Origin of the sequence: Bradyrhizobium sp. CCBAU 45384, assembly GCF_028128665.1 — a bacterium.
In the GTDB taxonomy this organism is placed as follows: domain Bacteria; phylum Pseudomonadota; class Alphaproteobacteria; order Rhizobiales; family Xanthobacteraceae; genus Bradyrhizobium; species Bradyrhizobium manausense.
The window spans coordinates 24,801-49,973 of record NZ_LBIZ01000110.1 but is presented as its reverse complement, the minus strand read 5'-3'; the positions used below and the strand labels follow the sequence as shown (position 1 = coordinate 49,973).

Annotated in this window: 24 protein-coding genes; 8 read left to right on the top strand and 16 right to left on the bottom strand. The window is 64.0% G+C overall.

Annotated features, from left to right (window positions below):
* Positions 1 to 113: 113 nt before the first annotated feature.
* The 4 genes from mnmG (at position 114) to XH80_RS20955 (ending at position 4,723) form a co-directional block, all read left to right on the top strand.
* The gene (gene mnmG, locus XH80_RS20970) at positions 114 to 1,994 is read left to right on the top strand and encodes a tRNA uridine-5-carboxymethylaminomethyl(34) synthesis enzyme MnmG (RefSeq protein WP_271600220.1); all 1,881 of its coding nucleotides are present in this window, start codon (positions 114 to 116) and stop codon (positions 1,992 to 1,994) included.
* Positions 1,995 to 2,144: 150 nt separating this feature from the next.
* Positions 2,145 to 2,777 (top strand): 16S rRNA (guanine(527)-N(7))-methyltransferase RsmG, encoded by a 633-nt coding sequence (gene rsmG, locus XH80_RS20965; RefSeq protein WP_271600376.1) that lies wholly within the window; start codon positions 2,145 to 2,147, stop codon positions 2,775 to 2,777.
* Between the two features lie 30 nt (positions 2,778 to 2,807).
* Positions 2,808 to 3,689: a ParA family protein gene (locus tag XH80_RS20960; RefSeq protein WP_271600219.1), complete on the top strand. Its 882-nt coding sequence runs from the start codon at positions 2,808 to 2,810 to the stop codon at positions 3,687 to 3,689.
* Positions 3,690 to 3,835: 146 nt separating this feature from the next.
* Complete coding sequence (locus tag XH80_RS20955) at positions 3,836 to 4,723, top strand: ParB/RepB/Spo0J family partition protein (protein ID WP_220003625.1); 888 nt, start codon at positions 3,836 to 3,838, stop codon at positions 4,721 to 4,723.
* A gap of 283 nt (positions 4,724 to 5,006) precedes the next feature.
* On the opposite strand, the gene holA is transcribed toward XH80_RS20955, so the two are convergent.
* The 3 genes from holA to leuS are packed head-to-tail and all read right to left on the bottom strand — an operon-like array spanning position 5,007 to position 9,219.
* Positions 5,007 to 6,035 (bottom strand): DNA polymerase III subunit delta, encoded by a 1,029-nt coding sequence (gene holA / locus XH80_RS20950; protein WP_271600218.1) that lies wholly within the window; start codon positions 6,033 to 6,035, stop codon positions 5,007 to 5,009.
* 21 nt (positions 6,036 to 6,056) lie between these two features.
* The gene (locus tag XH80_RS20945; RefSeq protein WP_271600217.1) at positions 6,057 to 6,608 is read right to left on the bottom strand and encodes an LPS assembly lipoprotein LptE; all 552 of its coding nucleotides are present in this window, start codon (positions 6,606 to 6,608) and stop codon (positions 6,057 to 6,059) included.
* A complete protein-coding gene (leuS, locus tag XH80_RS20940; protein ID WP_271600216.1) occupies positions 6,595 to 9,219 on the bottom strand; it encodes a leucine--tRNA ligase in 2,625 nt (874 codons plus the stop codon). Before leuS ends, XH80_RS20945 begins: the two co-directional genes overlap by 14 nt.
* A 260-nt stretch (positions 9,220 to 9,479) precedes the next feature.
* On the opposite strand from leuS, the gene XH80_RS20935 reads away from it, so the two are divergent.
* On the top strand, positions 9,480 to 9,743 hold the full coding sequence (locus XH80_RS20935) for a hypothetical protein (RefSeq protein ID WP_271600215.1): 264 nt from the start codon (positions 9,480 to 9,482) through the stop codon (positions 9,741 to 9,743).
* Here the strand turns inward: XH80_RS20935 and XH80_RS20930 are convergent.
* On the bottom strand, positions 9,740 to 11,443 hold the full coding sequence (locus XH80_RS20930) for a diguanylate cyclase domain-containing protein (RefSeq protein WP_271600214.1): 1,704 nt from the start codon (positions 11,441 to 11,443) through the stop codon (positions 9,740 to 9,742). The genes XH80_RS20935 and XH80_RS20930 overlap by 4 nt on opposite strands.
* A 106-nt stretch (positions 11,444 to 11,549) precedes the next feature.
* On the opposite strand from XH80_RS20930, the gene XH80_RS20925 reads away from it, so the two are divergent.
* Positions 11,550 to 12,239, top strand: a complete 690-nt coding sequence (locus XH80_RS20925; protein ID WP_271600213.1) for a YggS family pyridoxal phosphate-dependent enzyme — start codon at positions 11,550 to 11,552, stop codon at positions 12,237 to 12,239.
* A 48-nt stretch (positions 12,240 to 12,287) separates the two neighbouring features.
* Here the strand turns inward: XH80_RS20925 and XH80_RS20920 are convergent, their stop codons facing one another.
* Both XH80_RS20920 and XH80_RS20915 read right to left on the bottom strand, forming a co-directional pair.
* Positions 12,288 to 13,073, bottom strand: coding sequence for a 2-keto-4-pentenoate hydratase (locus tag XH80_RS20920; protein ID WP_271600212.1), 786 nt, complete (start codon positions 13,071 to 13,073; stop codon positions 12,288 to 12,290).
* A 6-nt stretch (positions 13,074 to 13,079) separates the two neighbouring features.
* Complete coding sequence (locus XH80_RS20915; RefSeq protein ID WP_271600211.1) at positions 13,080 to 13,649, bottom strand: L,D-transpeptidase family protein; 570 nt, start codon at positions 13,647 to 13,649, stop codon at positions 13,080 to 13,082.
* 204 nt (positions 13,650 to 13,853) lie between these two features.
* Here XH80_RS20915 and XH80_RS20910 point away from each other — a divergent pair, with 204 nt between their 5' ends.
* Positions 13,854 to 14,540, top strand: coding sequence for a response regulator transcription factor (locus XH80_RS20910; RefSeq protein WP_007598630.1), 687 nt, complete (start codon positions 13,854 to 13,856; stop codon positions 14,538 to 14,540).
* Between the two features lie 61 nt (positions 14,541 to 14,601).
* Positions 14,602 to 15,045 (top strand): cyclic nucleotide-binding domain-containing protein, encoded by a 444-nt coding sequence (locus XH80_RS20905; protein ID WP_057752509.1) that lies wholly within the window; start codon positions 14,602 to 14,604, stop codon positions 15,043 to 15,045.
* A gap of 124 nt (positions 15,046 to 15,169) precedes the next feature.
* Here the strand turns inward: XH80_RS20905 and xth are convergent, their stop codons facing one another.
* From xth to XH80_RS20855, 10 genes are all read right to left on the bottom strand, one after another.
* Positions 15,170 to 15,985 carry an exodeoxyribonuclease III gene (gene xth / locus XH80_RS20900; protein WP_271600210.1) on the bottom strand — a complete coding sequence of 272 codons (816 nt, stop codon included), beginning with the start codon at positions 15,983 to 15,985 and terminating at the stop codon, positions 15,170 to 15,172.
* A 156-nt stretch (positions 15,986 to 16,141) separates the two neighbouring features.
* The gene (locus XH80_RS20895) at positions 16,142 to 16,900 is read right to left on the bottom strand and encodes an outer membrane lipoprotein carrier protein LolA (protein WP_271600375.1); all 759 of its coding nucleotides are present in this window, start codon (positions 16,898 to 16,900) and stop codon (positions 16,142 to 16,144) included.
* A gap of 164 nt (positions 16,901 to 17,064) precedes the next feature.
* Positions 17,065 to 19,548, bottom strand: coding sequence for a DNA translocase FtsK (locus XH80_RS20890; protein ID WP_271600209.1), 2,484 nt, complete (start codon positions 19,546 to 19,548; stop codon positions 17,065 to 17,067).
* Between the two features lie 9 nt (positions 19,549 to 19,557).
* Positions 19,558 to 20,772: an aminotransferase class I/II-fold pyridoxal phosphate-dependent enzyme gene (locus tag XH80_RS20885; protein WP_271600208.1), complete on the bottom strand. Its 1,215-nt coding sequence runs from the start codon at positions 20,770 to 20,772 to the stop codon at positions 19,558 to 19,560.
* Positions 20,773 to 20,989: 217 nt separating this feature from the next.
* Positions 20,990 to 21,394: a GFA family protein gene (locus XH80_RS20880; RefSeq protein WP_271600207.1), complete on the bottom strand. Its 405-nt coding sequence runs from the start codon at positions 21,392 to 21,394 to the stop codon at positions 20,990 to 20,992.
* Positions 21,395 to 21,616: 222 nt separating this feature from the next.
* Positions 21,617 to 23,065: an ammonium transporter gene (locus XH80_RS20875; RefSeq protein WP_057752493.1), complete on the bottom strand. Its 1,449-nt coding sequence runs from the start codon at positions 23,063 to 23,065 to the stop codon at positions 21,617 to 21,619.
* Between the two features lie 38 nt (positions 23,066 to 23,103).
* Entirely contained in the window at positions 23,104 to 23,442 is a 339-nt protein-coding gene (locus XH80_RS20870) for a P-II family nitrogen regulator (RefSeq protein ID WP_027535364.1), read from the bottom strand.
* Positions 23,443 to 23,837: 395 nt separating this feature from the next.
* Positions 23,838 to 24,440 carry an ATP-dependent Clp protease proteolytic subunit gene (locus XH80_RS20865; protein WP_271600206.1) on the bottom strand — a complete coding sequence of 201 codons (603 nt, stop codon included), beginning with the start codon at positions 24,438 to 24,440 and terminating at the stop codon, positions 23,838 to 23,840.
* Positions 24,441 to 24,481: 41 nt separating this feature from the next.
* Entirely contained in the window at positions 24,482 to 24,847 is a 366-nt protein-coding gene (locus XH80_RS20860; protein ID WP_271600205.1) for an SRPBCC family protein, read from the bottom strand.
* Positions 24,844 to 25,158 (bottom strand): ArsR/SmtB family transcription factor, encoded by a 315-nt coding sequence (locus XH80_RS20855; RefSeq protein WP_271600204.1) that lies wholly within the window; start codon positions 25,156 to 25,158, stop codon positions 24,844 to 24,846. Before XH80_RS20855 ends, XH80_RS20860 begins: the two co-directional genes overlap by 4 nt.
* Between the last annotated feature and the right edge of the window lie 15 nt (positions 25,159 to 25,173).

Sequence of the window (25,173 nt, the reverse complement as noted above, 5' to 3'; positions counted from 1 at the left end):
CTTACGGTGCATGGGGTTGTTTCGGGGGAGCCGCCCCGCCGTGTTTCACGTGAAACACAGGCCCACCCAGTTTCTACTTCCGGCTTTTCCCCCGCTGAGCTAGAAGTTCGCCCATGCGACAGGAGCGAGAGAGTTTCGACGTCATCGTCATCGGCGGGGGCCATGCCGGCTGTGAGGCCGCGGCTGCGGCTGCGCGAATGGGCGCCGTGACCGCGCTGGTGACGCACCGGTTCTCCACGATCGGCGCGATGTCCTGCAATCCCGCCATCGGTGGTCTCGGCAAGGGCCATCTGGTCCGCGAGGTCGATGCCCTCGATGGGCTGATGGGCCGGGTCGGCGACGCCGGCGGCATTCAATTTCGCGTCCTGAACCGCCGCAAGGGTCCGGCAGTCCGTGGTCCACGCGCCCAGGCCGATCGGAAGCTTTATGCCGCCGCGATGCAGGTCGCGATCCGGGAGACTGCAGGCCTTTTCGTCATCGAAGGTGAGGCCGACGAACTGATCGTGGTCGATGGCCGGGTCACAGGACTGCGTCTGGCCGATGGCCGGGAGCTCCGGGCAGGGGCTGTTGTGGTCACAACCGGCACCTTCCTGCGTGGTCTGATCCATCTCGGTGAGAGGAATTGGCCCGCGGGCCGGGTCGGCGAGGCCCCTGCGATGGGCCTTTCAGCCTCCTTTGAGCGGGCCGGCTTTACCCTCGGACGCCTCAAGACGGGCACTCCGCCGCGTCTGGACGGCTCGACCATCGACTGGTCCGCGGTCGAAATGCAGCCCGGCGACGAGCCCCCGGAGCCGTTCTCGGTGATGACCGAGCGGATCACGACCCCGCAGATCCAGTGCGGCATCACCCGGACCACGGCCGCGACCCATGAGGTGATCCGGGCCAACGTCCATCGCTCCCCCATGTACTCGGGCCAGATCAAGAGCTCCGGTCCGCGCTATTGCCCGTCGATCGAGGACAAGATCGTCCGCTTCGGCGATCGCGACGGCCACCAGATCTTCCTGGAGCCCGAAGGGCTCGATGACAGCACGGTCTACCCCAATGGCATCTCGACGTCGCTGCCGGAGGAGGTCCAGCTCGCGATCCTCGCGACCATCCCCGGCGTCGAGCAGGTAAAGATGGTCCGCCCGGGTTATGCCATCGAATATGATCACATCGATCCCCGGGAGCTCGATCCGACCCTCCAGACCAAGCGACTGCGGGGTCTGTTCCTGGCCGGGCAGATCAACGGCACCACGGGATATGAGGAAGCCGCCGGCCAGGGCATCGTCGCCGGCCTCAATGCAGCGCTCGCCGCAAGCGGCGCCGCGCTGACCGTGTTCGACCGTGCCGACGGTTATCTCGGCGTGATGATCGACGATCTCGTCACCCGAGGGATCACCGAGCCCTATCGGATGTTCACCTCGCGGGCCGAGTACCGGCTGACCCTGCGGGCCGACAATGCCGATCAGCGCCTGACCGAGAAGGCGATCGCTCTGGGCTGCGTCGGCAGCGCCCGTATCAGGCATCATCGCGCCAAGATGGCGGCGCTGAACGCCGCCCGAACCCTCTCGAAGTCCCTGACCATCACCCCTAACGAGGCGATCAAGCATGGGCTGTCCCTCAACCGGGACGGTCAGCGCCGCTCGGCGTTCGAGCTGATGGCCTATCCCGAGATCGGCTGGAGCCAGGTCCGCGCGATCTGGCCGGAGTTGGCGTCCATCGATCCGGTCATCGCCACCCATCTCGAGATCGACGCCAAGTACGACGTCTATCTGGAGCGGCAGAGCGCTGACGTCGAAGCTTTCCGGCGCGACGAAGGCATGGTGCTGTCAGAGGTCGACTATAGCCTCGTCCCCGGTCTCTCCAATGAAGTCCGGGCCAAGCTGGAGAAGGCGCGGCCGTTCACCGTCGGCCAGGCCGGCCGGATCGATGGCATGACACCGGCCGCGCTCGGCATCCTCGCGGCCTATCTCCGCCGCGAGGCCCGAAAGGCGTCCAAAGCAATCGCATAGGCGTTTCACGTGAAACAGCGCGGATCGGGCGGGGACAGGCCGCTATCGCGACGATCTCGAGCCGGCGAGGGCGCTCGTCATCGACCGGATCCGGCACCAGCCCGGCCAAGGATCGACAAGGCCAGCGCCAACGATCAGGCGCTCGACTCCATCATCGCCGCCGACAAGCGCGCGGCACTCAAGCTCGCGCCCGTTTCACATGAAACGGAGGCCCGGCTCGACCGCTACATCGCGCTTCTCCGGGAGTGGCAGGCCAAGACCAATCTGGTCGCACCCTCCACCCTGCCGAACCTCTGGACGCGGCACATCGCCGATTCGCTTCAGCTCGTCGATCTCGCCCCGTCTGCAAAACGCTGGGCCGACCTCGGCAGCGGCGGCGGTTTTCCCGGCGTCGTGCTGGCCTGCGCCATGGCGGGGACCCCGGACGCTCGTGTCCATCTTGTCGAGCGAATCGCCAAGAAGGCCGCCTTTTTGCGCGAAGCTGTTCGCGTCACCACGTCTCCGGGGGTCGTACATCTCGCTGAGATCGGGGATAATGTGGATAGAATCACCGGCCCCGTCGATTGCGTCACCGCGCGCGCGCTGGCTCCGCTACATCAACTCATCGGCTTTGCGGAGCCGCTGATGCACCAAGGCGCAAAGGCGTTATTTCCGAAGGGTCAAGATGTAGAGGCTGAATTGACCGAAGCCGCTAAATATTGGAATATTCGGCCGCAACTCCACCGAAGCCGGACGGGGGACGGTTGGATCGTCGAGCTGACTTCAGTTGAACGGCGCGGGTGAGGCGCTCAGGGGTTGAGTTGGGGAATTTCGATGACCGTGATGGACGAACCGCAGCAAGACCAGGGTGCCCAGCAAAGAGCTGACCGAGAAAAAGCTGAAGTGCCGCATGGCCACCCGCGCATCCTGGCGCTGGCGAATCAGAAGGGCGGTGTGGGGAAAACAACCACAGCGATCAATCTCGGCACCGCACTCGCCGCGATCGGCGAGCGCGTCCTGATCGTCGATCTCGATCCGCAGGGCAACGCCTCGACCGGTCTCGGCATCGACCGTCGCAACCGCTCCTGCTCGACCTATGACGTGCTGATCGGTGAGGCCCCTCTGCGCGAGGCCGTCGTGTCGACCGCGGTGCCGCGCCTGCACATCGCGCCCTCGACCATGGATCTCTCCGGCCTCGAGCTCGAGCTTGGCACCACTGCCGGCCGCGCCTTCAAGCTGCGCGATGCGATCGCCTCGCTCAACAACAACGTCTCGCCGGATGCCGATTACACCTATGTGCTGATCGACTGCCCGCCCTCGCTCAATTTGCTCACGGTGAATGCGATGGCCGCATCGGACGCGATCCTGGTGCCGCTGCAGTGCGAGTTCTTCGCGCTCGAAGGTCTGTCGCAATTGCTGCAGACGGTGGAGCAGGTGCGCTCGACGCTCAATCCGAATCTGTCGATCCATGGCATCGTGCTGACCATGTTCGACTCGCGCAACAACCTCTCGAACCAGGTCGTCGCCGACGTTCGCCAATTCATGGGCGAGAAGGTCTACAAGACCATGATCCCGCGCAACGTGCGCATCTCGGAGGCGCCGTCCTACGGCAAGCCGGTGCTGGTCTACGATCTCAAATGCGTCGGCAGCGAAGCCTATTTGCGGCTCGCCACCGAAGTGATCCAGCGCGAGCGCGAGCTGCGGACGACGCATTGATGTTGCCGTAGGGTGGGCAAAGGCGTCTTCGCCGTGCCCACCGTCTTCCGCTCATAAGCAATCGGTGGGCACGCTTCGCTTTGCCCACCCTACGATTAGTAAATACAGTTCTGGAGTGCTGCAGCGTGAATCCAAGGGAGCTGGCGATGGCCGATGAAGCGCGTTCGCGACTGGGCCGGGGTCTTGCAAGTCTGATCGGTGACGTCGGCGGCGAAGCCCAGCACGTCGACCGTCCGCGTGCGCAGCGCAAGGTGCCGATCGAATTCATCAAGGCCAATCCGCGCAACCCGCGCCGCACGTTTTCGGACACCGAGCTCAAGGAGCTCTGCGAGTCCATCAAGCAGCACGGCGTGATCCAGCCGATCGTGGTCCGTCCCGTCAAGGGCGCGCAGGATCGCTTCGAGATCATCGCCGGCGAGCGGCGCTGGCGCGCTTCGCAGATGGCTGGCCTGCACGAGGTGCCGATCGTGCCGGTCGACATCAGCGACAGCGATGCGCTGGAATTCGCGATCGTCGAGAACGTGCAGCGCGAAGACCTCAATCCGATGGAAGAGGCGCAGGGCTATCATGCGCTCGCCAACGAGTTCAAACGCAGCCAGGACGATATCGCGAAAGTCGTCGGCAAGAGCCGCAGCCATGTCGCCAACATGATGCGGCTGACCAAGTTGCCGGCCGAGGTGCAGGCCTTCATCGCGACCGGCGAGTTGACCGCCGGTCACGCCCGCGCGCTGATCGGCGTGCCGGATCCGCTCGCCGCGGCCAAGCGGATCGTTGCGGAGGGGCTCAACGTCCGCCAGACCGAAGCGCTCGCGCATGAAGAGGGCGTCCCGGAGCGCAAGCCGCAAAAGCCGCGCTCCACCGGGCCTAAGGAAAAGGACCCTGATACGATCGATCTCGAGAAGCGCGTCAGCGACGCGCTCGGCCTCAAGGTCACCGTCAATCACCGCGATCCCGGCGGCTCGGTCCAGATCAACTACCGCAACCTCGATCAGCTCGACGAGGTGATGAAGCGGTTGGCGAAGGGCGGGCTGTAGGCTCAGCAACTTCCTATGACCGTCATCCCCGCGCAACGGCGAAGCCGTTGTCGCTGGAGGTGGCCGCTTCTTCAGCGGCCCTCGAAGGGCGACGGCCCGGTTGCATCGGGGCCGTTCATCCTTCGAGGCTCCCCGCGCACCGCGTTGCGCCGCGCGGCTCGCACCTCAGGATGACGGAATTCGTCATTGCGAGCGTAGCGAAGCAATCCAGAATCTCTCCGCGGAAAGACTCTGGATTGCTTCGTCGCAAGTGCTCCTCGCAATGACGGGGAGAGAGCCGTGGCTACCCCCGCCGCTTCGCGTTCGCCGCGATCGCCATCAGCGTGCGCTGGGCGATGGCGGCGGCGAGCGTCGATTGTTTGCGGGTGTCGAGCGCGGCGGTCGCGAGCTGCTCGATGATGGCAGCGAGCCTTGCCACGCTGAAATTGCGCAGCGCCGTTTCGACCATCGGTTTTCGTGAAAAATGTAAGCGCGGAAATCCGCCGTCCAGCACGGCGGAGGCCGGCTGGCCGTCGGCGATCGCGAGCGCGGATTTGTGCAGCCATGCGGCCTGGCGCTGCGCGGCCGAAATGATCACACCGGGATATGTTCCGGCGATCATGGCCTTTGCGAACTCGGTCTCGACAATGTCGGGCCGGCCGGCGAAAGCGCCGTCGACGATCGGATCGAGCTTGAGCTCGGACGCATCCGCGACCACGGACATCACGTCTTCAAGCGTGATCTCGCCCCTGCCGTGAGCATAGAGCGTGAGCTTGCGCAGCTCGTTGCGCGAGGCCTGCCGGTCGCCGCCGAGGAACGACATCAGCGCGGCACGGGCATCCTGCGTGATACGCAAGTTCGCAATGCGAAGCTCGTCGTCCATCAATTTGGCGAGGTCGCGCTCGGTGTCGGGATAGCAGCCGATCGCCACCGCCATCCTGGCCTTCTCGCAGGCCTTGCGCAGCGGCGATTCGGGACGCAGCTCGCCGGCTTCGATCACGATGCGGCAATCCTTCACGCTCATCTCGGCCAGCGTGTCGATGCCGGCAGCAAAGCTGCGCGAGCCGGCGCGGATGCGAATGGCGCGGCGGCCGCCGAACAGCGGCACGGTCATGGCCTCGTCGACCAGACGCGACGGCTCGGCGGACAGCTCGTCACCGTCGAGCTTGACCAGCGAGAAGGGATCGTTGGGATCGTCAATGGCGGACGCGATCAGTGCGTCGGCGCGCTCGCGCACGAGGCCGGCGTCGGGACCGTAAAGCAGGATGATCGGGCGGCCCGCATCAGGACGTGCGAGGAAGGCATCGATCTCTTTGCCGCGCAGCGCGACCATCGGGCCTCAGGCGGGAATGAACTACGAGCCCGCGGTGAAGAACGCGGCGAGCCTTGTGTTGATGTTCTCGGCAATCTCGTTGGCCGCACGATCCTCGGCGTCGCGTATCGCGCGGTTGCGGGCGAAGCGCTGATACGAGCCGGGCATGTCGTAGGACACGCGCGAGAAGGTCGAGCCGGTCATCACCGATTTGCCGGTCACGACCTCGACCAAATTATACTGGCAGTCGATGCCGTAATTCTCACTGGTCGGCAGGCCGGTCACGGCCGAGACGATCAGCGACGATTTGGTGGTGGTGAAGCGGATATCGAGTCGATGCGTGGGCGGCATGCCGGTCGCCGAGCCGTAGAGCTTGAAGGCGAGGGCGTTGCGGATCTCGATGCCGACGCGGGCCTCGCGGGAGGCGTTCGCCTTCGAGATCGGTGGCAGATCGACCCCCATCAGCTTTTCACGCAAGCCGGGGGTGCCATCGGTATGCTCGGCATACATCGGCTGGAAGCAGCCGGCCGTCAGCGCCGCCAGTGTGGCAATCGCCAGCAAGCGGGCAGCGATACGGATCCTAGCCGACAACATTCACGATCCTCTTGGGGACGATGATCACCTTGCGGACGGGCTTGCCGTCCAAGGCCAGTTTTACAGCATCAAGGGCCAAAGCGGCAGCCTCGATTTCCGGATTCTGGGCCACTGTTGCAACCGTGACCTCGCCCCGCTTCTTGCCGTTGACCTGGACCACCAGGGTCACGCTGTCTTCAACCAGCAAATCGCGTTCGATTTGCGGCCAACTGGCCTCGGAAACCAACCCGGGCTGGCCCAGAACCTGCCAGCACTCCTCGGCCAGATGCGGCATCATCGGGGAGAACAGCTGGACCAGGATCTGGCTGGCCTCCCGGATCGCCCAAGCCAAATCAGGGGCCGGCTGGCCGGGACGCTGGAGCACCTCGGAAAACGAATTCGTGAACTCGCGGATATGGGCGAGGCACACGTTGAAATGCAGCCGCTCGACGCCTGATGTGACCTTGTCCAGCGCGCCATGGGCGGCCTTGCGCAGGGCGGTCGCATCGTCACTGAAGGAACCTGGCCGGGTTGCGGGAGCGGTTTTGCTGACCTCCACGGCATCGTTCACCAGCCGCCACAGCCGCTGCACGAAGCGCGAGGCGCCCTGGACGCGCTCATCGCTCCAGATCACGTCGCGGTCGGGCGGGGAGTCCGACAGCATGAACCAGCGGGCGACATCGGCGCCATAGGTCGCGATGATGTCATCGGGGTCGACCGTGTTCTTCTTCGACTTCGACATCTTCTCGATCGGGCCGATCGTGACGTCTTCGCCGGTCGCGAGCAGGATCGCGCGGCGTCCGTTGCCGCCGACCTCGATCTTCACCTCGGCCGGCTGCACCCAGCTGCCGTCGGCCTTCTGGTAGGTCTCGTGTACCACCATGCCTTGCGTGAACATGCCGGCGAACGGCTCATCCAGCGCGAGATGCCCGGTGGCTTTCATGGCGCGGGTGAAGAAGCGGCTGTAGAGCAGATGCAGGATCGCGTGCTCGACGCCGCCGATATACTGGTCGACCGGGAGCATGCGGTTGGCGATCGCGGGCGTCGTCGGTGCTTTCTCGTTCCAGGGATCGGTGAAGCGCGCAAAGTACCAGGACGAATCCACGAAGGTGTCCATGGTGTCGGTTTCGCGGCTAGCGCTGCCGCCGCATTTGGGACAGGTGACGTGCTTCCAGGTCGGATGATGGTCGAGCGCATTGCCCGGCTTGTCGAAGCTCACGTCTTCCGGCAGCACCACCGGCAACTGGTCATCAGGCACCGGCACCACGTCGCATCTCGGACAGTGGATGACCGGAATCGGGCAGCCCCAATAGCGCTGGCGCGAAATGCCCCAGTCGCGCAGGCGGAAATTGACCTGGCGCTCGGCCACCGGCGCGTTGCCGCGCATCTCGCTTTCGAGGCGCTTGGCGACCTCTTCCTTCGCCTGCTCGATGGTCATGCCGTCGAGGAAACGCGAATTGATCATGCGGCCATCACCGTCATAGGCGGTGTCGGTGATGACGAAGGATTTGGGATCCTGGCCTTCGGGACAGACGACCGGCGTATTGCCGAGCGCGTATTTGTTGACGAAGTCGAGGTCGCGCTGATCATGCGCGGGACAGCCGAAGATCGCGCCCGTGCCGTATTCCATCAGCACGAAGTTGGCGACATAGACCGGCAGCTTCCAGTCCGGGTCGAACGGGTGCACCGCGCGGATGCCGGTATCAAAGCCCTGCTTCTCCGCGGTGTCGATGATCGATTGTGCCGTGCCGATCTTCTTGATGTCGGAGATGAACTCGGCGAGATCAGGGTTCTTCGCGGCGGCCGCCTGCGCCAGCGGATGATCCGCCGAGATCGCCATGAACTTTGCGCCGAACAGCGTGTCCGGGCGCGTCGTGAAGATCTTCAGCTCGCTCTCGCCGGCAGGCGTCGTCGCCGGATCGAGCGCGAAGCGGATCAACAGACCTTCCGAGCGGCCGATCCAGTTGCGCTGCATCAGCCTGACCTTGTCGGGCCAGCGGTCGAGCCCATCCAGCGCCGACAGCAATTCCTGCGCGTACTTCGTGATCTTGAAGACCCACTGGCTCATTTCGCGCTGCTCGACGATTGCGCCCGAGCGCCAGCCACGGCCGTCGATCACCTGCTCATTGGCGAGCACGGTCATGTCGACCGGATCCCAATTCAGCTTGCGCTTCTCGCGCTCGGCAAGGCCCGCGGCGAGCATATCCAGGAACATCTTCTGCTGATGCTTGTAGTAGCTGGGGTCGCAGGTCGCGAATTCGCGTGACCAGTCCAGCGACAGCCCGATCGAGCGGAGCTGCTTCTTCATCGCGGCGATGTTGTCGTAGGTCCAGGCCTTGGGTGCGACCTTGCGCTCGATGGCGGCGTTCTCGGCCGGCAGGCCGAAGGCGTCCCAGCCCATCGGGTGCAGTACGTTGAACCCCTTGGCGCGCATGAAGCGGGCCAGCACGTCGCCGAGCGTGTAGTTGCGGACATGGCCGATGTGGATGCGCCCGGAGGGGTAGGGGAACATCTCCAGCACATAATATTTTGGCCGCGAATCGTCGTTCTTCGAGACGAAGATCGCCTGTTCGTCCCATTTGCGTTGCCAGCGCGGTTCGGCGTCGCGGGCGTTATAGCGTTCGGAGGTCATGGAATCGTTGCGTTTTCGTGGTTTCGGCGGCCTGAAGAGGCCGGACTAGGCCATAGAAGTCCTCGGGGGGTCAATGGGTTGCCGTGGCGAGCGGCCACTCGCAATCCTGCTCCGCAAAAGTACGTATATGGGTGTGTTGGGATCGGATTAAGGGGTCGGTGGTCCCCAATAGTGTACCCCCCGTCAGGCAATGGCCTCAGATTTCGACGATCCCGACTACGACTATGCCGTGTCCGTCGCCGGACGGGCCGGTGCGGACCATGTGGCCGAGCAACGGATTCCCACCGACGCTGACCAATTTTGCGATCGGGTTCCAGGACTACGCCGGCAGCCATAATGACCTGCGCAACGCCATCGACCTGCTGATTGACCACAACCGTCCCTTCGACGTCAGGACCAATCAGGACTTGTTCGAGACCTATATCGCGCCCCAGGTCAGCGCCGTCGTGGTCGAGACGTCCGAGCGGCTGCAGGCCCTGATGGATGCGGAAAACGAGCTCGATCGCGCCGAGGCTGCGGGTTAGGCGCTCGCCGCAATCACCATACCCGCCGTGCCTTTCTCGATCGCTTGCACGCCGTGCTCGACGACATTGTTGCGGCCGCGATGCTTGGCGGCATAGAGCGCCGCGTCAGCAGCTTCGATCAGATCGCCGGGACGCAGCGACTCGTTCGGCCGGGTCGCAGCGACGCCGATTGAAACGGTGACGACCATGTGGGCCGAGGTGATGTGCGGCATGCAGAGTTTCAGCACGGCCGCGCGCACCTGTTCGCCGATCGCGACTGCGCGCATCAAGTCGGTGTTCGGCAGCAGGAGGCAGAACTCCTCGCCGCCATAGCGCGCGGCAAAGCCCATCGTATCGGCAGCGATGTCGGACAGCGACTCGCCGAGGCGCGTCAGGCAGGAATCGCCTTCGAGATGGCCGTAGGTGTCGTTGAACAGCTTGAAATGGTCGACGTCGATCATCAGCAGCGCCAGCTCGCTGCCATATTGCTGCGCGCGCATCCATTCGAAGTCGAGACGGCTCTGGAAGCCGCGGCGGTTGGCGAGGCCCGACAGCATGTCGATCGATGCCATCACCGTCAATCGATCATTGGTCGCGATCAGCTCGCGTTCGCGCTGGCTGAGCTGCGCCGCCATCGCGTTGAAGGCGCGCGCCAGCGGCACGAATTCGGAAGGAAGGCTCTTGCGCGCGGCGCGGGCCGACAGATCGCCCTCGCCGAGACGCTTGGCCATGTCGGCAAGCATTTCGATCGGCCTGATCACGAGCTTCTCGGCGGCGATCAGCGCACCGAGCAGCACGAACATCACGACGAAAGCGAGCTGGAGATAGGCGGTGCGGATGTCGCGGCTCACCGCCGCGGACACTTTGTCTTCGTCGATGCTGGCGATCAGGCGGGCATTGGTGCCGGCGATGCGGATGAAGCTGACCGCGCGCTGCGAGCCGTCGGCGGCGAGGAACGACAACGAGCCTTCGTCCTGGTTCGAGCGCAAGGCCAGGTCGGCGATCGCCGACATCAGCGGCATGTCGTCAAGGGGCCGTCCGACGGCGCTGTGCTGGTCGGCGGGTGCGGCCAGCACGGTGCCGGTGCTGTCGACCAGCACCGCGGTAATGCCGACGCGGCCGCCGAGATTGTTCATCACTTTCGACATCCAGTCGAGATTGACGGTCGCGAGCACGACAGCGTCCGCAACGCCGCTGAACGCGGAGACCGGATAGACCGCCATGACGGTCGGTGCCTGCACCGGGCGCGACAGGATGAAGTCGGACAGCACGAACCGGCCGGTCTCCTGCGCCTGCTGGAAATAAGGCCGGTCGGAGAGGTCGAGGCCGACATACATATTGTTGGTCGCACACTGGATGCGGCCGTCCTGGCCGGCGATCAGGAGTGTGCGGATCCAGGGCAGGCTGGTCGGCAGGCTCGCGCGCAGCACGTCGCAACTCTTGCCGACGCCGCCGGCGGAGGCACGGATGAAGGCTTCCGATTTCAGGATGGTCTCGACCGACGAGATCACCTCACGCTGCGCATCGGCGCTGTGCCGCGCGACGGTGGTGAATTCGGCCGTGGCCTGCGCGATCTGCTTGGTGCGGGTGTCTTCAAGCGAGCGGATCCGCTCGAGCATCAAGGGCGCGACCAGAATCACCGCGAGCAACGCAAGCCGGGCCCTGATGCCGAGGACCTGCTTGAGTTTTACGCGCTTGCGGTTGAAACTGACGTTTGCCATCTTCGTTACCCACCCCACGGGCAAGGTAAAGCGAAGGGTTCAAAAAGCCTTTCTTGAACTCGGTAAAATTGGAACTACCTCCTGAAGTCACGGCCCAACCGACATCATGACAGACAACAACGCCGCGCCGGTAACCGGCGATTCATCAAATGCGCTCGCCGCGGTCGAGGCGGAAATTGCACGCGCCTGCAAGGACGCGCGGCGCGATCGCGCCTCGGTGACGCTGATCGCGGTGTCCAAGACGTTCTCGGCGGATGCAATTATGCCGGTCATCGGCGCCGGACAGCGCGTGTTCGGGGAGAATCGCGTGCAGGAGGCCAAAGCCAAGTGGCCAGCGTTAACGTCTGCTTACCCTGGTATCGCACTGCATCTCATCGGTCCGCTGCAATCCAACAAGGCGAAGGAGGCGGTCGCGCTGTTCGATGCGATCCATTCGGTCGATCGTCCGAGCATTTGCCAGGCGTTAGCCAAAGAAATCGAATCCCAGAACAAGCACCCGCAACTCTTCGTCCAGATCAACGTCGGCGAGGAGCCGCAGAAGGCCGGCGTCGCACCCGGCGAGGCCGACGCCTTCCTCAAGAGCTGCCGCGACACCTATGGCCTGACGATATCAGGCCTGATGTGCATCCCGCCGGTGGATGAGCCGCCCGCGGCGCATTTCGCGCTCACCGCCAAGATCGCCGCGCGCAACGGCCTGACGAACCTCTCGATGGGCATGAGCGCGGATTATGCGACCGCCATCATGCTGGGTGCCACCCATGTGCGCGTGGGCAGCGCGATCTTCGGGCATCGATAGTTATTTCGGGTCGTCCTGGCTTTTGCCAGGACGACGACGAGGAAGCATCTACACAAAACCCACCGACACCTTCCCCAGCACACCAAAATCCGCCGCAAAATGATCGCCGGCCTGGATCGGCAGCGGCGGATGGCAGGTGCCTGTCGTCACCACCTGCCCTGCCCGCAAGGTGATGCCGAGCTCGCGCAGTTCGTTGGCGAGCCAGGCGACCGCGGCGCGGGGATCGCCGAGCACGTTCTTGCCGTGACCGAGATAACGCTCGCCGCGCAGCGTGATCTGCGGCCGCTCCTCGATGAGATCGATCGCGCGCCATCTCGCAATCGCCGCCGGCCCCAGCACGAACAGATGCGCGCAGGCATTGTCGGCGATCAGCTGCGCCTCGCCGGCGCTGGTGAAATCGCTGAAGCGTGAATCCGGAATTTCGATAGCGGGATGCAAGGTGTCGACGGCGGCAAGCACTTCATCGGCGCCAAAGGGCGAAGACCGCGGCGCCAGGTCGCGTCCCATGCGGAAGCAGAATTCCGGCTCGCCGACGCGCATCGAATTGCCTGTCATCGAGGCGGTACCGCCATCGGCGATCACGGTCTCGCTCATGATGCGGCCGGCCAGCGGCCCTGCAACATTGATGTGCTTCTGACCGGCTTCGCTCGTGGCTGCGATTTTCCAGCCGAACAAGCTTCCGAACGATTGGTTTTCGAGCACGGCCTGCACGGCGTAAGCCTCGGCCCTACTCCGCGGCCGCAGCCGCGCCTCCAGCGCGTCGAGCTTGCTGCCGTCACGCCAATGTTGAACGAGGACACGCGAAGCGGCTTCGATCTGATTCTTGTCGAGCATGTGTCCTCACCCGATGATGATTCTTGTTCTTGGTCCTATCCGCCGCAGCAGCTGCAGCATGGCCGCTCGTGTCATGGAGACGCAGCCTGCGGTCGGGCCGAAATTGTCGCGCGCCAGGTGCAGGAACACCGCGCTGCCGCGGCCGGCGATGCGCGGGCATGTGTTGTGATCGATCTCGATGATGAAATCATAGAGATGGTCGGCGCGCTTGAGCCGGTCACCGCCCTCGCCCTGCCCGCGCCGGATCCACTGGTTGTAATGGCGGTCACCGGGGTCCTCGCACCAGGCATCCGTGTCGGTGATGATGCGCGCCGGCAGAAACGTCCTGGGACGGCTGTGCCGGTCGCCCCGCCACCATAATTGCCGGGGCCGAAAGCTGCCCCTGGGAGTGCCGCCATCGCCTTCGCGCTTGTTGGCCAGAATGCCGCCGCGCCCCAGAGCCACCGGAATTGTCAGGCCGCCGGCCGTCAGCCAGCCCCTGCGCGGATTCCCGGCGGCAGGCTTAACGCGGATCGCGGACAGTGGTCCGTTGCCTCGATTCCCGGTGTAACTAACTGACACAGCTTTGTTTTTCATGTGAAATCGCGATGTCGAATTCATTACAGGACATTCATCGAACCGTCCTGCTATTCTAGGTTAGAGTGTTTCCGGCTTGTGAATCGGTAGCAGCCCACTACTTCAACACGAACAACAATAAAAACAGCGACCCCTAAACTTTCCCATCACGGCTGGGTGCCGCATGCATGCGCGTCTCGCCGGACTCCAAAAGGATGATCCCCCATGGCCAATGCCCGCAAGATCCTGATCGTGGATGACGATACCGATCTGCGCGATACGTTGGTGGAGCAATTATCGCTACACGAAGAGTTTGAAGCCTCCGCCGTCGATACCGGCGCCAAGGGCGCCAGCGCCGCAAAGGCCAACGCCCCTGATCTTGTTCTGATGGATGTCGGCCTCCCCGACACCGACGGCCGCGAGGTGGTCCGCTCCCTGCGCAAAGGCGGCTTCAAGGCGCCGATCATCATGCTGACGGGGCACGACACCGATTCCGACACGATTTTGGGCCTGGAATCAGGGGCCAACGACTATGTCGCAAAACCCTTCCGCTTCGCCGTGCTGCTCGCCCGTATCCGCGCCCAGCTGCGCCAGCACGAGGCCAGCGAGGACGCGGTGTTCTCGGTCGGCCCCTACTCCTTCCGCCCAGGCTCCAAGATGCTGACCGCGGCCAATGCCCGCAAGGTCCGCCTCACCGAGAAGGAAACGGCGATCCTGCGCTTCCTCTACCGGGCCGGCCAGATGCCGGTCTCGCGCGAGACCCTGCTCCAGGAGGTCTGGGGCTACAATTCCGGCGTCACCACCCACACGCTGGAAACCCACATCTACCGCCTCCGCCAGAAGATCGAGAAGGATGCCGCCAACCCGGAGATCCTGGTCACGGAAGCCGGTGGCTACAAGCTGGTGCCGTGATACGTTCCAGGATACGCGCGATTCGTCGTAAATTGGCGCGTTCCTCGAGCCTCGGACCGGAATGTCAATCGACGATGACGTAGCGCTGCTTGAGCGTGTCCCGACACTGCGCCTGTTGGGAGACGCCTCGTTGCGCATGCTGGCGATCGGCTCCGAGCAGCGCGACTTCGTCCGCGGCGACATCCTGTTCAATCTCGGTGACGATGCCGACGCCGGCTTCGTGGTCCAGCGCGGCGCCTTTCGCGTCGATGACGGCGCCGGCGCCGAGATGATCGCAGGTCCCGGCACGCTGATCGGCGAGCTCGCGCTGGTCGTGCCGATGAAGCGGCCGTCCGGCGCGGTGGCGCTGGAGAACTCCTCCGTCATCCGCGTCGCACGCAGCCTGTTTCAGCGCGTGCTCGAAAGCGATCCCGCCGCCGCGGTGCGCCTGCGCGACGAATTCGCCATCCGCTCCAGCCAGATCGCCAGCGATATTCTGATGGCCGGTTCGAAGCTGAGTACGTAGCTCTCTCCACCCGTCATTCCGGGGCGCGACGAAGTCGCGAGCCCGGAATCCATTCATCCACCGTTTGTGTCGCTCAATGGATTCCGGGCTCGCGCTACGCGCGCCCCGGAATGACGCCGGGTGCTCACACCTCCAGCGTCACCGTCACAGGCACGTGGTCCGATGGCCGCTCCCAGCTGCGGGCATCGCGTAATATCTTGAAATCCTGCACCGCGTCCTTCAGCGCGCGCGAGACCCAGATGTGGTCGAGCCGCCGGCCGCGGTCGCCGACGGTCCAGTCGGCGGAGCGATAGCTCCACCAGGTGTAGACCTTTTCCGACATCGGAATGCGGTCGCGTGCGACGTCGACCCACTCGCCGGCCTCAAGCGCCGCCTTCAGCTTTTCGGTTTCGACAGGCGTGTGCGAGACGACTTTCAGCAGCTGCTTGTGCGACCACACGTCGTTCTCGTGCGGCGCGACATTGAGATCGCCGACCAGGATGTGACGATCCTGCCCGCGCGGATGCAGCGGCTCGCAGGCTTTCATCTCGTCGAGGAAGCGAAGCTTGTGGTCGAACTTTTCGTTCAGCGCCGGATCGGGTATGTCGCCGCCGGCGGGGACGTAGAAATTATGCAGCACGAGCGGCTTTGCGATATTGGCCTTCTCGCCGAACGACACCGAGATATGGCGCGAATCCACCTTGTCGCAGAAGGTGCGGATATCGGTGGACTCGAACGGTATCTTCGAGACGATGGCGACGCCGTGATAGCCCTTCTGTCCGTTCAGCGCGACATGCTCATAGCCGAGCCGCTTGAAGCGCTTCAGCGGAAAGGCATCGTCGATGCATTTGGTCTCCTGCAGACACAGCACGTCCGGCCGCGCGCTTTTGAGAAATTTCGCGACCAGATCGATGCGCAGCCGCACCGAATTGATGTTCCAGGTTGTCAGGGAAAGACGCATGGGAGTTGCGTCTTAGCATGGATTGGCTTGGGCGAAATGCCTGTCCACAGGCGAGGTTTCGTAGGGTGGGCAAAGCGAAGCGTGCCCACGATCCGTATCCATCACGGAAGGATGGTGGGCACGGCGCGTTGCGCCTTTGCCCACCCTGCGGCACCGTCAACCCGGCGACGGCACGTTGTAATTGGTGAAGTCGATCTTGAACATGTTCGGATCGAGCTTCTTGGTCGTATCCAGATTGTAGACCGCGAATGTGGTGTCGTAGCCTTGCGGATCGGTCACGGTCCATTGCTTCAACTGGCCGTCCTTGGCGCCGAGCATCAGCAGGAGGCGGCTGGTGCCGACCAGCGCCTGCTTCTCCTCGATCGTGACGCTGATGAAGAGGTCGTCGGCGGAGACGTTGACGACGTTGGTGTCCTTCATCAGGTCGATGCGATCGGACAGCAGAAATCGGAGCGGCGTCTGCGACAGCGGATAGACGTCCTGCGTCGCAAGCTTGCGATCGCGCACCACGACGGAGGATCCATCGGCGACGATGTCGATCGGGCTCGGCGGATCATATTCGACGCGCATCTTGCCCGGCTTCTGGATGTAGAAATCGCCCTGCGTCTTGCTGCCGTCGGGGCCGACCTGGACGAAATTTCCGACCAGCGTCGACAGCGATGACAGATACGCACTGACCTTGGCCGCCTGCGCCTTCTGCTTGTCGTCGAAGGTCTGGAAGATGCTGCTCGGCACGTTGCGGCGCGGATCCGGAATGATCGGATTCGGTGGCGCTTGTGTTGCGCCTGAGATCGCCGGTCCGCCCGACGGCGGAGCGGCGTCACGCGCCTTCGGCGCCGGCTTCGGCACGGGGACCGTCTGCGCGACCGAGGCTACGGTCATCGTCGCGGCGGTGACGAGAAGCACGCCGGCCACGCGCGCGCTGCGCGCGGCGAGAGAGGCTGCGAATCCAAGGTCCGGATGTCTGGTCAACGCGTCGTCCTAACGTGGCTGGCGCCGTTTTAGCGTGATTTCGGGCAAAAGCAGAGATCGAATTTGCGTGACAATAGCATTCGGAGGCGGGTGGGTCGCTCCTTGCCTCACATATGACTGTCTTCTTCCTCGACCAGAATCTCGCGTTTGCCGGCGTGATTGGCAGGTCCGACAATGCCTTCCAGTTCCATGCGCTCCATCAGCGATGCAGCACGGTTGTAGCCGATTTGCAGGCGGCGCTGGATGTAACTGGTCGAGGCCTTGCGGTCGCGCTTGACGATCGCGACGGCCTGCTGGAACAGATCGCCGCCACCATCCGCACCCATGCCGCTGGCGTCGAACACGGCGCCGCCATCTTCGTCCTCGGTCGGCTCTTCGGCCGTGACTGCTTCCAGGTATTCCGGCTGGCCCTGCGTCTTGAGATGACGCACCACCTTCTCGACTTCCTCGTCCGAGGCAAACGGCCCGTGCACGCGGCTGATGCGGCCGCCGCCGGCCATGTAGAGCATGTCGCCCTGACCGAGCAGCTGCTCGGCGCCCATCTCGCCCAGAATGGTGCGGCTGTCGATCTTGGAGGTGACCTGGAAGGCGATGCGGGTCGGGAAGTTCGCCTTGATGGTGCCGGTGATGACGTCGACCGACGGACGCTGGGTCGCGAGGATCACATGCAGGCCGGCGGCGCGCGCCATCTGCGCGAGGCGCTGCACCGCGCCTTCGATGTCCTTGCCGGCGACCATCATCAGGTCGGCCATTTCGTCGACGATGATGACGATGTAGGGCAGCGGATCGAGCGAGAGCTTCTCTTCCTCGTAGATCGCCTTGCCGGTCTCCTTGTCGAAGCCGGTATGCACCGTGCGCGTCGGCTCTTCGCCCTTGGCTTTCAGCTCGAGCAGGCGCGTGTTGTAGCCGTCGATGTTGCGCACGCCGAGCTTGGCCATGTTCTTGTAGCGCTCTTCCATTTCGCGCACGGCCCATTTCAGCGCGACCACCGCCTTCTTCGGGTCGGTCACGACGGGCGTGAGCAGATGGGGAATGCCGTCATAGACGGAGAGTTCGAGCATCTTCGGATCGACCATGATCAACCGGCACTGATCGGGGCGCAACCGGTAGACCAGGCTGAGGATCATGGTGTTGATCGCAACCGACTTACCGGAGCCGGTGGTACCGGCGATCAGCATGTGCGGCGTGCGTGCGAGATCGATGATGACGGGGTCGCCGCCGATGGTCTTGCCGAGGCAGAGCGGCAGCTTCGCGACCGTGTCGGTGGCTTCCTTCGCCACCAGCAGCTCACGCAGATAGACCTTCTCGCGGTGCGCGTTCGGCAACTCGATGCCGATGGCGTTGCGGCCGGGCACGACCGCGACGCGCGCCGACAGTGCGCTCATCGAGCGGGCGATGTCGTCGGCAAGGCCGATCACGCGGGATGATTTGATGCCCGGTGCGGGCTCCAGCTCGTACAGCGTGACGACGGGACCCGGATTGGCCTTCACGATCTCGCCGCGCACGCCGAAGTCCTGCAGCACGCCTTCGAGCGAGCGCGAATTGGTCTCGAGCTCAGCCTTGCTGAGCGGCTGGCGATCGCCGGCCTTCGGCGCGGCCAGCATGGAGACGGAGGGAAGATCGAACTTGTCGGAACCCTTCTTGGGCGCCGCCTTCGGCGCAGCCTTCTTGCGCGAGGTGCGCGCGGGCGCCTCTTCCTCTTCTTCCTCCTCCTCGACTTCTTGCTCGTCGTGCTCGTCCTCGTAGTCCTCGTCCGCGGCCTGCGGCGAGATCGAGGGCGCGGCGCGGCTGCCACCAAGATTGGGCTCCTGCCGACTGAACGAAACCGGCTTGGTCTTGCTGCCGCTTGAAACCAGCGAGCGATAAGCAGCCCCACAAAGCCAGATCAGGCGTGCCTTGGTGCTCATCAGCGCGTGGAACAGAAAGCCCAGCGATACCGAACCGCGATCGCTGTCCTCGCCGTCTTCGAGCGGCTTGTCGTCGTCCTCGATCTCCGCAAGTTCCTCGTCATGCTCGCGCGCGCCGAGCCCGCAGGCGATCAGGAAGGTTGCGGTGAGCGCCACGAACAGGATAGCGCCGAGCACGATGCGATAGATCGCGCCGGGCGGTCCGAAGATCACCGCTGGCGCGCGCACCAGCGCATCGCCAACGACGCCGCCGAGCCCGGTCGGCAGCGGCCAGGCGCCGCCATGCGGCCAACAACTGACAAAGCCCGCCGCGATCACCGTGCAGAGAATCCATGAGCCGAGCCGCAGCGCCTCGCGGTCGAACGGGCGGTGGGTCATCATGCGCCAGCCCCACACCGCGACCGTCAGGATCAGCATGATGGCGCCGAGGCCGAGAATCTGCATCGCGAGGTCGGCGCCGATGGCGCCGGCATAGCCGAGGACATTGTGGATCGGCCGTGAGGTCGCGTGGCTGAGGCTCGGGTCCTGCACCGACCAGGTCATCAAAGCGGCGGATGCGACGCCCGAGAGCGTGACCAGGCCAAAGCCGGTCAGCTCGCGCAAACGCCGGCTCAGCGCTTCGCGGATCGAAGGCGGCAGATGGCCGACCAGGGGAATCACACGTTCGATTGCCGACATGCTCATGGGCCCCGCCTAACCCAGAGTTTCGACCAGCCGGTGCAGCGCCTGCGCCGTGGTCTCACTGTCCTGCACCAGCGCCAGGCGGATGTAGCCGGCGCCGGGATTGAAGCCGTCGGGCTGAAGCCGCGCCAGATAGGAGCCGGGCACCACGCGCACGCCGGCCTCCCTGAAGAGCTTCAGAGTCACGGCGACATCGTCGCCGATCTCTGACGTGTTGAGCCAGACGCAGAAGCCGGCATCAGGCCGGCGATAGCCGTAACGATTGCCGATGATCTGGTCGGCGAGATCGAACTTGATCCGGTAGAGCCTGCGGTTCTCCTCGACATGCGCTTCGTCGCCATAGGCGACGGTCGCGACATGCTGCAGCGGCACCGGCACCTGGGGCGCTGCGATGTTGCGCAGCTCCAGGAACTTGCCGATGAACGTCTTGTCGCCGGCGGCGAAGCCGACGCGCAGGCCCGGCAGGTTGGAGCGCTTCGACAGCGACTGGAACGCGGCGACGCGGGTGAAATCGGGCCCTGCGCATTCGAGCGCGCTGCCCGGCGCCTGACGGGTGTAGATCTCCGAATAGCACTCGTCGCTGAGGATCATGAAGTTGTAGCGATCGGCGAGGCTTTTCAGGCGGGTGAAATAATCGCGCGAGGCGACCGAGCCCTGCGGGTTGGCGGGCGAGGCCAGATAGAACGCCACGGTGCGCGCCAGCGTAGCCTCGTCGATGGCATCGAGATCGGGCAGGAAGCCGTTTTCGACCGTGGTCGGCAGATAGACCGGCTCGCAAGCCGCTGCGCCAGCGCCGGCGCCATAGACCGGATAGAACGGGTTCGGCATCAGGATCGCGGGCTTGCCGGGCTTCGGCCCGACATAGCGCACCGCTGCGATCGCGGCGAGGAACAGCCCCTCGCGGCTGCCATTGAGCACGAGAAGCTCGCTTTTGGGGTCGAGCGCGCGCGGCAGCTTGAAACGCGACGACAGCCAGGCGCTCGCAGCGTTGCGGAACGGCTCCATGCCCTGGTTCATCGGGTAACGGCCGAAATCGGCGATGTGCTTGGCCAGCACCGGGCCGACGAAGTCGGGCACGGGATGCTGCGGCTCGCCGACAGCCAGCGAAATCAAGGGCTTGCCGGGCTCATGCGGAGCCAGCAGCTCGTTCAGCCGGACGAAGGGCGAGCGTTGGTTGTCGGAGCTTCCACTGGCCTGCGGCGCACGGGATGAAGCGGTCATGACCATTCTGGGCGCCAGTACTCTCGGAACGGCCGGTCGCGCGCTGCGCGCCGGCGGGAAAGCGGTTCAGTTCACCATAGATAGGGCGAGGTTAAGACGCGATTAACCATCGGCGGGCCGCTCCGTCCAGAGCCGGAAAAATGAGGCCGGATAACAACGGGATGGCGGCCTGGTCACCTCTCCCGCAAGGCACGCGGGGGAGGGAGCGCACCGTCATGGTGGCTTAATGCCCCGGCAGCTTCTCGAATTTCATCATCCCCGCGGGGATCGTGTGGAACTCCTGCTTGTCGCAGGTGTAGATCGCCACCTGCGGCTGGAATTGTTCCGGGTCGTCCAGCGTGCCGACCTTGACCACGACGGCCGGCAGGCCGGGTATTTTGGTGACGAGATGGGTGCCGCACTCGGGGCAGAAATCGCGCGTGACGGCGCGCTCGAGGTCCTTGCGGGTGAACTGCTTGGGCTGGCCAGTGATGTAGGTGAAGCCGTTCGCCGGCATCGCGATGAAGGTGTTGGGTGCGCCGCCTGAGATGTACTGGCACTCGCGGCAATGACATTGCCCCTGCATCATCGGATCGCCCTCGGCCACGTAGCGCACCTCGCCGCAATAGCATCCGCCTTCCAAGCGCATGACGACCTCCCGTGTTGTTATTCGTTGTGGTCGTTATTTCTGCGCCGGCAATCTGGAATGGCAATGCCTTTCTTAGGTCGCCGGACCTAAAAGCAATCTTGCAAAAAAAGGGGCTCCAACTTGCGCTGGAGCCCCTCAACGGTCGGGGCATTGCCGGGTATGTGCCCCAAACCGTAGGAGTGGACGCGATCTTCCGGAGAAGATCGCGGCCGGGAGGAGACGTTACATGTTGTAGGCGCGCTCGGTGTGCTCGGTGATGTCGAGGCCTTCACGTTCGGTCTCGACATTGGCGCGGAGGCCAACGATCACATCGACGACCTTGTAGAGGATCGCCGAACCGATGCCCGACCACACCAGCGTGGTGCCGACCGCCTTGAGCTGGGACAGCATCTGCGCAGCGAAGTCGTAATCGGCAACCTTCGGCGGGATCGCGGTGTAGTCGATGATGCCGGCGCCGCCGAGAGCGGGGTTCACCAGGATGCCGGTGCCGAGGGCGCCGACGATGCCGCCGATGCAGTGCACGCCGAACACGTCGAGCGAGTCGTCGTAGCCGAGCGCGTTCTTCACCACGGTGCAGAAGAACAGGCAGACCACGCCGACCACGAGACCGAGGACGATCGCACCCATCACGCCGGCGAAGCCGGCGGCAGGCGTGACGGCGACGAGGCCCGCGACAGCGCCGGAGATGACGCCGAGCACCGACGGATGACCCTTCACGATCCACTCCGCGAACATCCACGACAGCGCGGCGGCTGCGGTGGCGACGAAGGAGTTGGTCATGGCGAGCGCAGCGCCGCCGTTGGCCTCCAGGTTGGAGCCGGCGTTGAAGCCGAACCAGCCGACCCAGAGCAGCGAGGCGCCGATCATCGACATGGTCAGCGAGTGCGGAGCCATCAGCTCCTTGCCGTAACCGACGCGCTTGCCGATCAAGAGGGCACCGACCAGGCCGGCGATGCCGGCGTTGATGTGCACCACGGTGCCGCCCGCGAAGTCGATCGCGCCCGCCTTGAAGATCCAGCCGGCGTCGGCGTTGATCTCGTCGAGCTTGGCTTGAGCCGCGGTCTTCGCCGCCGCATCACCCGCAGCAGCCAGAGCCTTGGCCGCGTCCTGGATCGCGTCCGGGCCGGGCCAGTACCAGACCATGTGCGCGATCGGGAAGTAGATCAGCGTGACCCAGAGCGGGATGAAGAGCGCGACGGCCGCGAACTTCATGCGTTCGGCGAAGGCGCCGACGATGAGGGCGGGCGTGATCGCCGCGAAGGTCATCTGGAAGCACACATAGACGAGCTCCGAGATGTTGGCGTCGACCGAGAAAGTTGCGGCCTTCGAGTCGGTGGTGACGCCCATCATGAAGGCCTTGGAGAAGCCGCCGATGAAGTCGGAGCCGCCGGTGAAGGCGAGGCTGTAGCCGTACACGGCCCAGATCACGGTGACGACGCAGACAGTGTAGAACACCTGCATCAGGACCGAGAGCATGTTCTTGGAACGAACGAGGCCGCCGTAGAACAGCGCGAGACCCGGGATCGTCATCAACAGCACGAGGACTGTCGATGTCAGCATCCAGGCGTTATCCCCCTTGTTGACCGTTGGCTCGGCATAGGCTGCGGTCGCAGCGAAAAGGCCGACTGCGAGAGCCGCCAATCCCGCGCCATAGGGACGCTTAAACGTCATTGCATTTACTCCTGATTGAATTTTGGTTGAGCGCGAAATCAAAGGGCCGCGGCGTCGGCCTCGCCGGTGCGGATGCGGACCGCATGGTCGAGGTTGATGACGAAGATCTTGCCGTCGCCGATCTGTCCGGTTTTCGCAGCGGACGTGATGGCGTCGATGGTTTTGTCGACCTGCTCGGAGGCGACAGCGACTTCGATCTTGATCTTGGGCAGGAAGCTCACGGCATATTCGGCGCCGCGATAGATTTCCGTATGGCCTTTCTGCCGGCCATATCCCTTGACTTCCGTCACCGTGAGACCGTGAACGCCAATGGCGGTCAGGGCGTCACGGACTTCTTCCAGCTTGAATGGCTTGATAATCGCCATAACAATTTTCATGGGTCCTATCCCCGCTTGGGCCCGGTCCGGACGTGGCCGGGCGTTTCTCGACTGGTTCGCCACGAGGGAGACGTTTCACTACGCGGGCACAGCCACGCCCCCTAGAATCAAATGCCGTGCCAGATCGGGCGGGTTGCCTAACGGACTATGAAAACGGGTGTTTTCGCGCCCAGCTTGTATTGCGTTGCAGTGCGCCAATACGTCGCGCTCAAAACGTGATCATGGCTGATCAAAATACAGGCAGGACAGGCTGCCGACACAATGTTGCTCACGCGTCGGGCAGCAGAAAGGTATTTTCTTACAGGGAGAGACTCGCCGAAGGGCGCCGCTGCGCTGCAGAAGATAGAGCGCGACCTTCGGCTGCTTACAGGATGGTCGGAACCGACCAAGGATAATCAGGCGGGGGCGCGTTCCGTGAACACCCGGTCGACCAAGCCCCATTCAACCCCCTGCTGGGCGGTCATGAAGTGATCGCGGTCCAGGGTCCGCTCGACCTCCGCTTCGGTACGGCCGCAATGCTGCGCATAGAGGCGGATGATGCGCCGCTTGGTTTCCTGCATCTCGTTGGCATGGATCAGGATGTCGGACGCCTGACCCTGGAAGCCGCCGAGCGGCTGATGCACGTGAAGGCTGGCATTGGGCAGCGCGGCGCGGTGACCGGGCTCGCCGGCCATCAGCAGGAATGAGCCCATCGAGCGCGCCGTGCCCATGCACAGCGTATGCACCGGCGCCTTGATGAACTGCATGGTGTCGTACATCGCCAGCCCGGAAGTGACGACGCCGCCATAGGAATTGATGTAGAGATTGATCGGCCGGTTCGGATTCTCTGCTTCCAGAAACAACAGTTGTGCGCAGACCAGGCCCGACATCGCGTCGTTGACCTCGCCATTGAGGAAAATGATGCGCTCGCGCAAGAGGCGCGAATAGATGTCGAAAGATCGTTCGCCGCGCGCGGATTGTTCGACGACCATAGGGACGAGCTGAAGCATGTCGCGCATCGGCGACCTCCATGTCTAGAGGTGATGAAGTTTGTTGGTGGTCAGGCTGCCGCGCGCATCAGGCAGCAATTGCTGTTGGCCGGCTGCGGCAGCTTGGCGCAGGCCTGCTGAATGATGCGAAAGCGCGTGCCGCCTGACACGTTCGGCTCGATCTTGAAGATGACCTGGCTTTCGCGGAACGGCGGCTCGGAATCGCGCATCCGGTAGCGCACCTCTGCGCCGAGAATCGATGTTTCAGGTTCAGTGCCGGCCAGGTCGCAATCCGGCAGCCAGCGCTCGCGCAATTCGGGAATCGTCACCGCGCGCCAGACTTTTGCAGGCGGTGCATCGAATTCAAACTCGAGCACCAAGGCTTCTTTGACTATCAAGGCGTCTTCGGAGGGATCAGGTTTTGCGGCGTCGCTCATTGATCCATCTCCTTCAGGAGGTCGGCGAGTGCGTCCATGCGCTTCGGCCAATAGGCGCGGTAGCGCGCAAGCCAGGCCCCGATGGCGAGAATTCCTTCGGGATCGACTTCGTAATTCACAAAGCGGCCCTGCCGCTGCTCGCGCACGAGACCTGCCGCGCGCAGCACTGAAAGATGTTGCGACATCGCCGGCTGGCTGATCTCCAGGCCGTCGCGCAAGGCGCTCGCATTCAGGCTGCCGCCGGCGAGCTTCTCAAAGACCTTGCGGCGGGTCGGGTCGGCCAGCGCCTTGAAGATGTCGGCTTCGATCATGCCGACACATAAGCA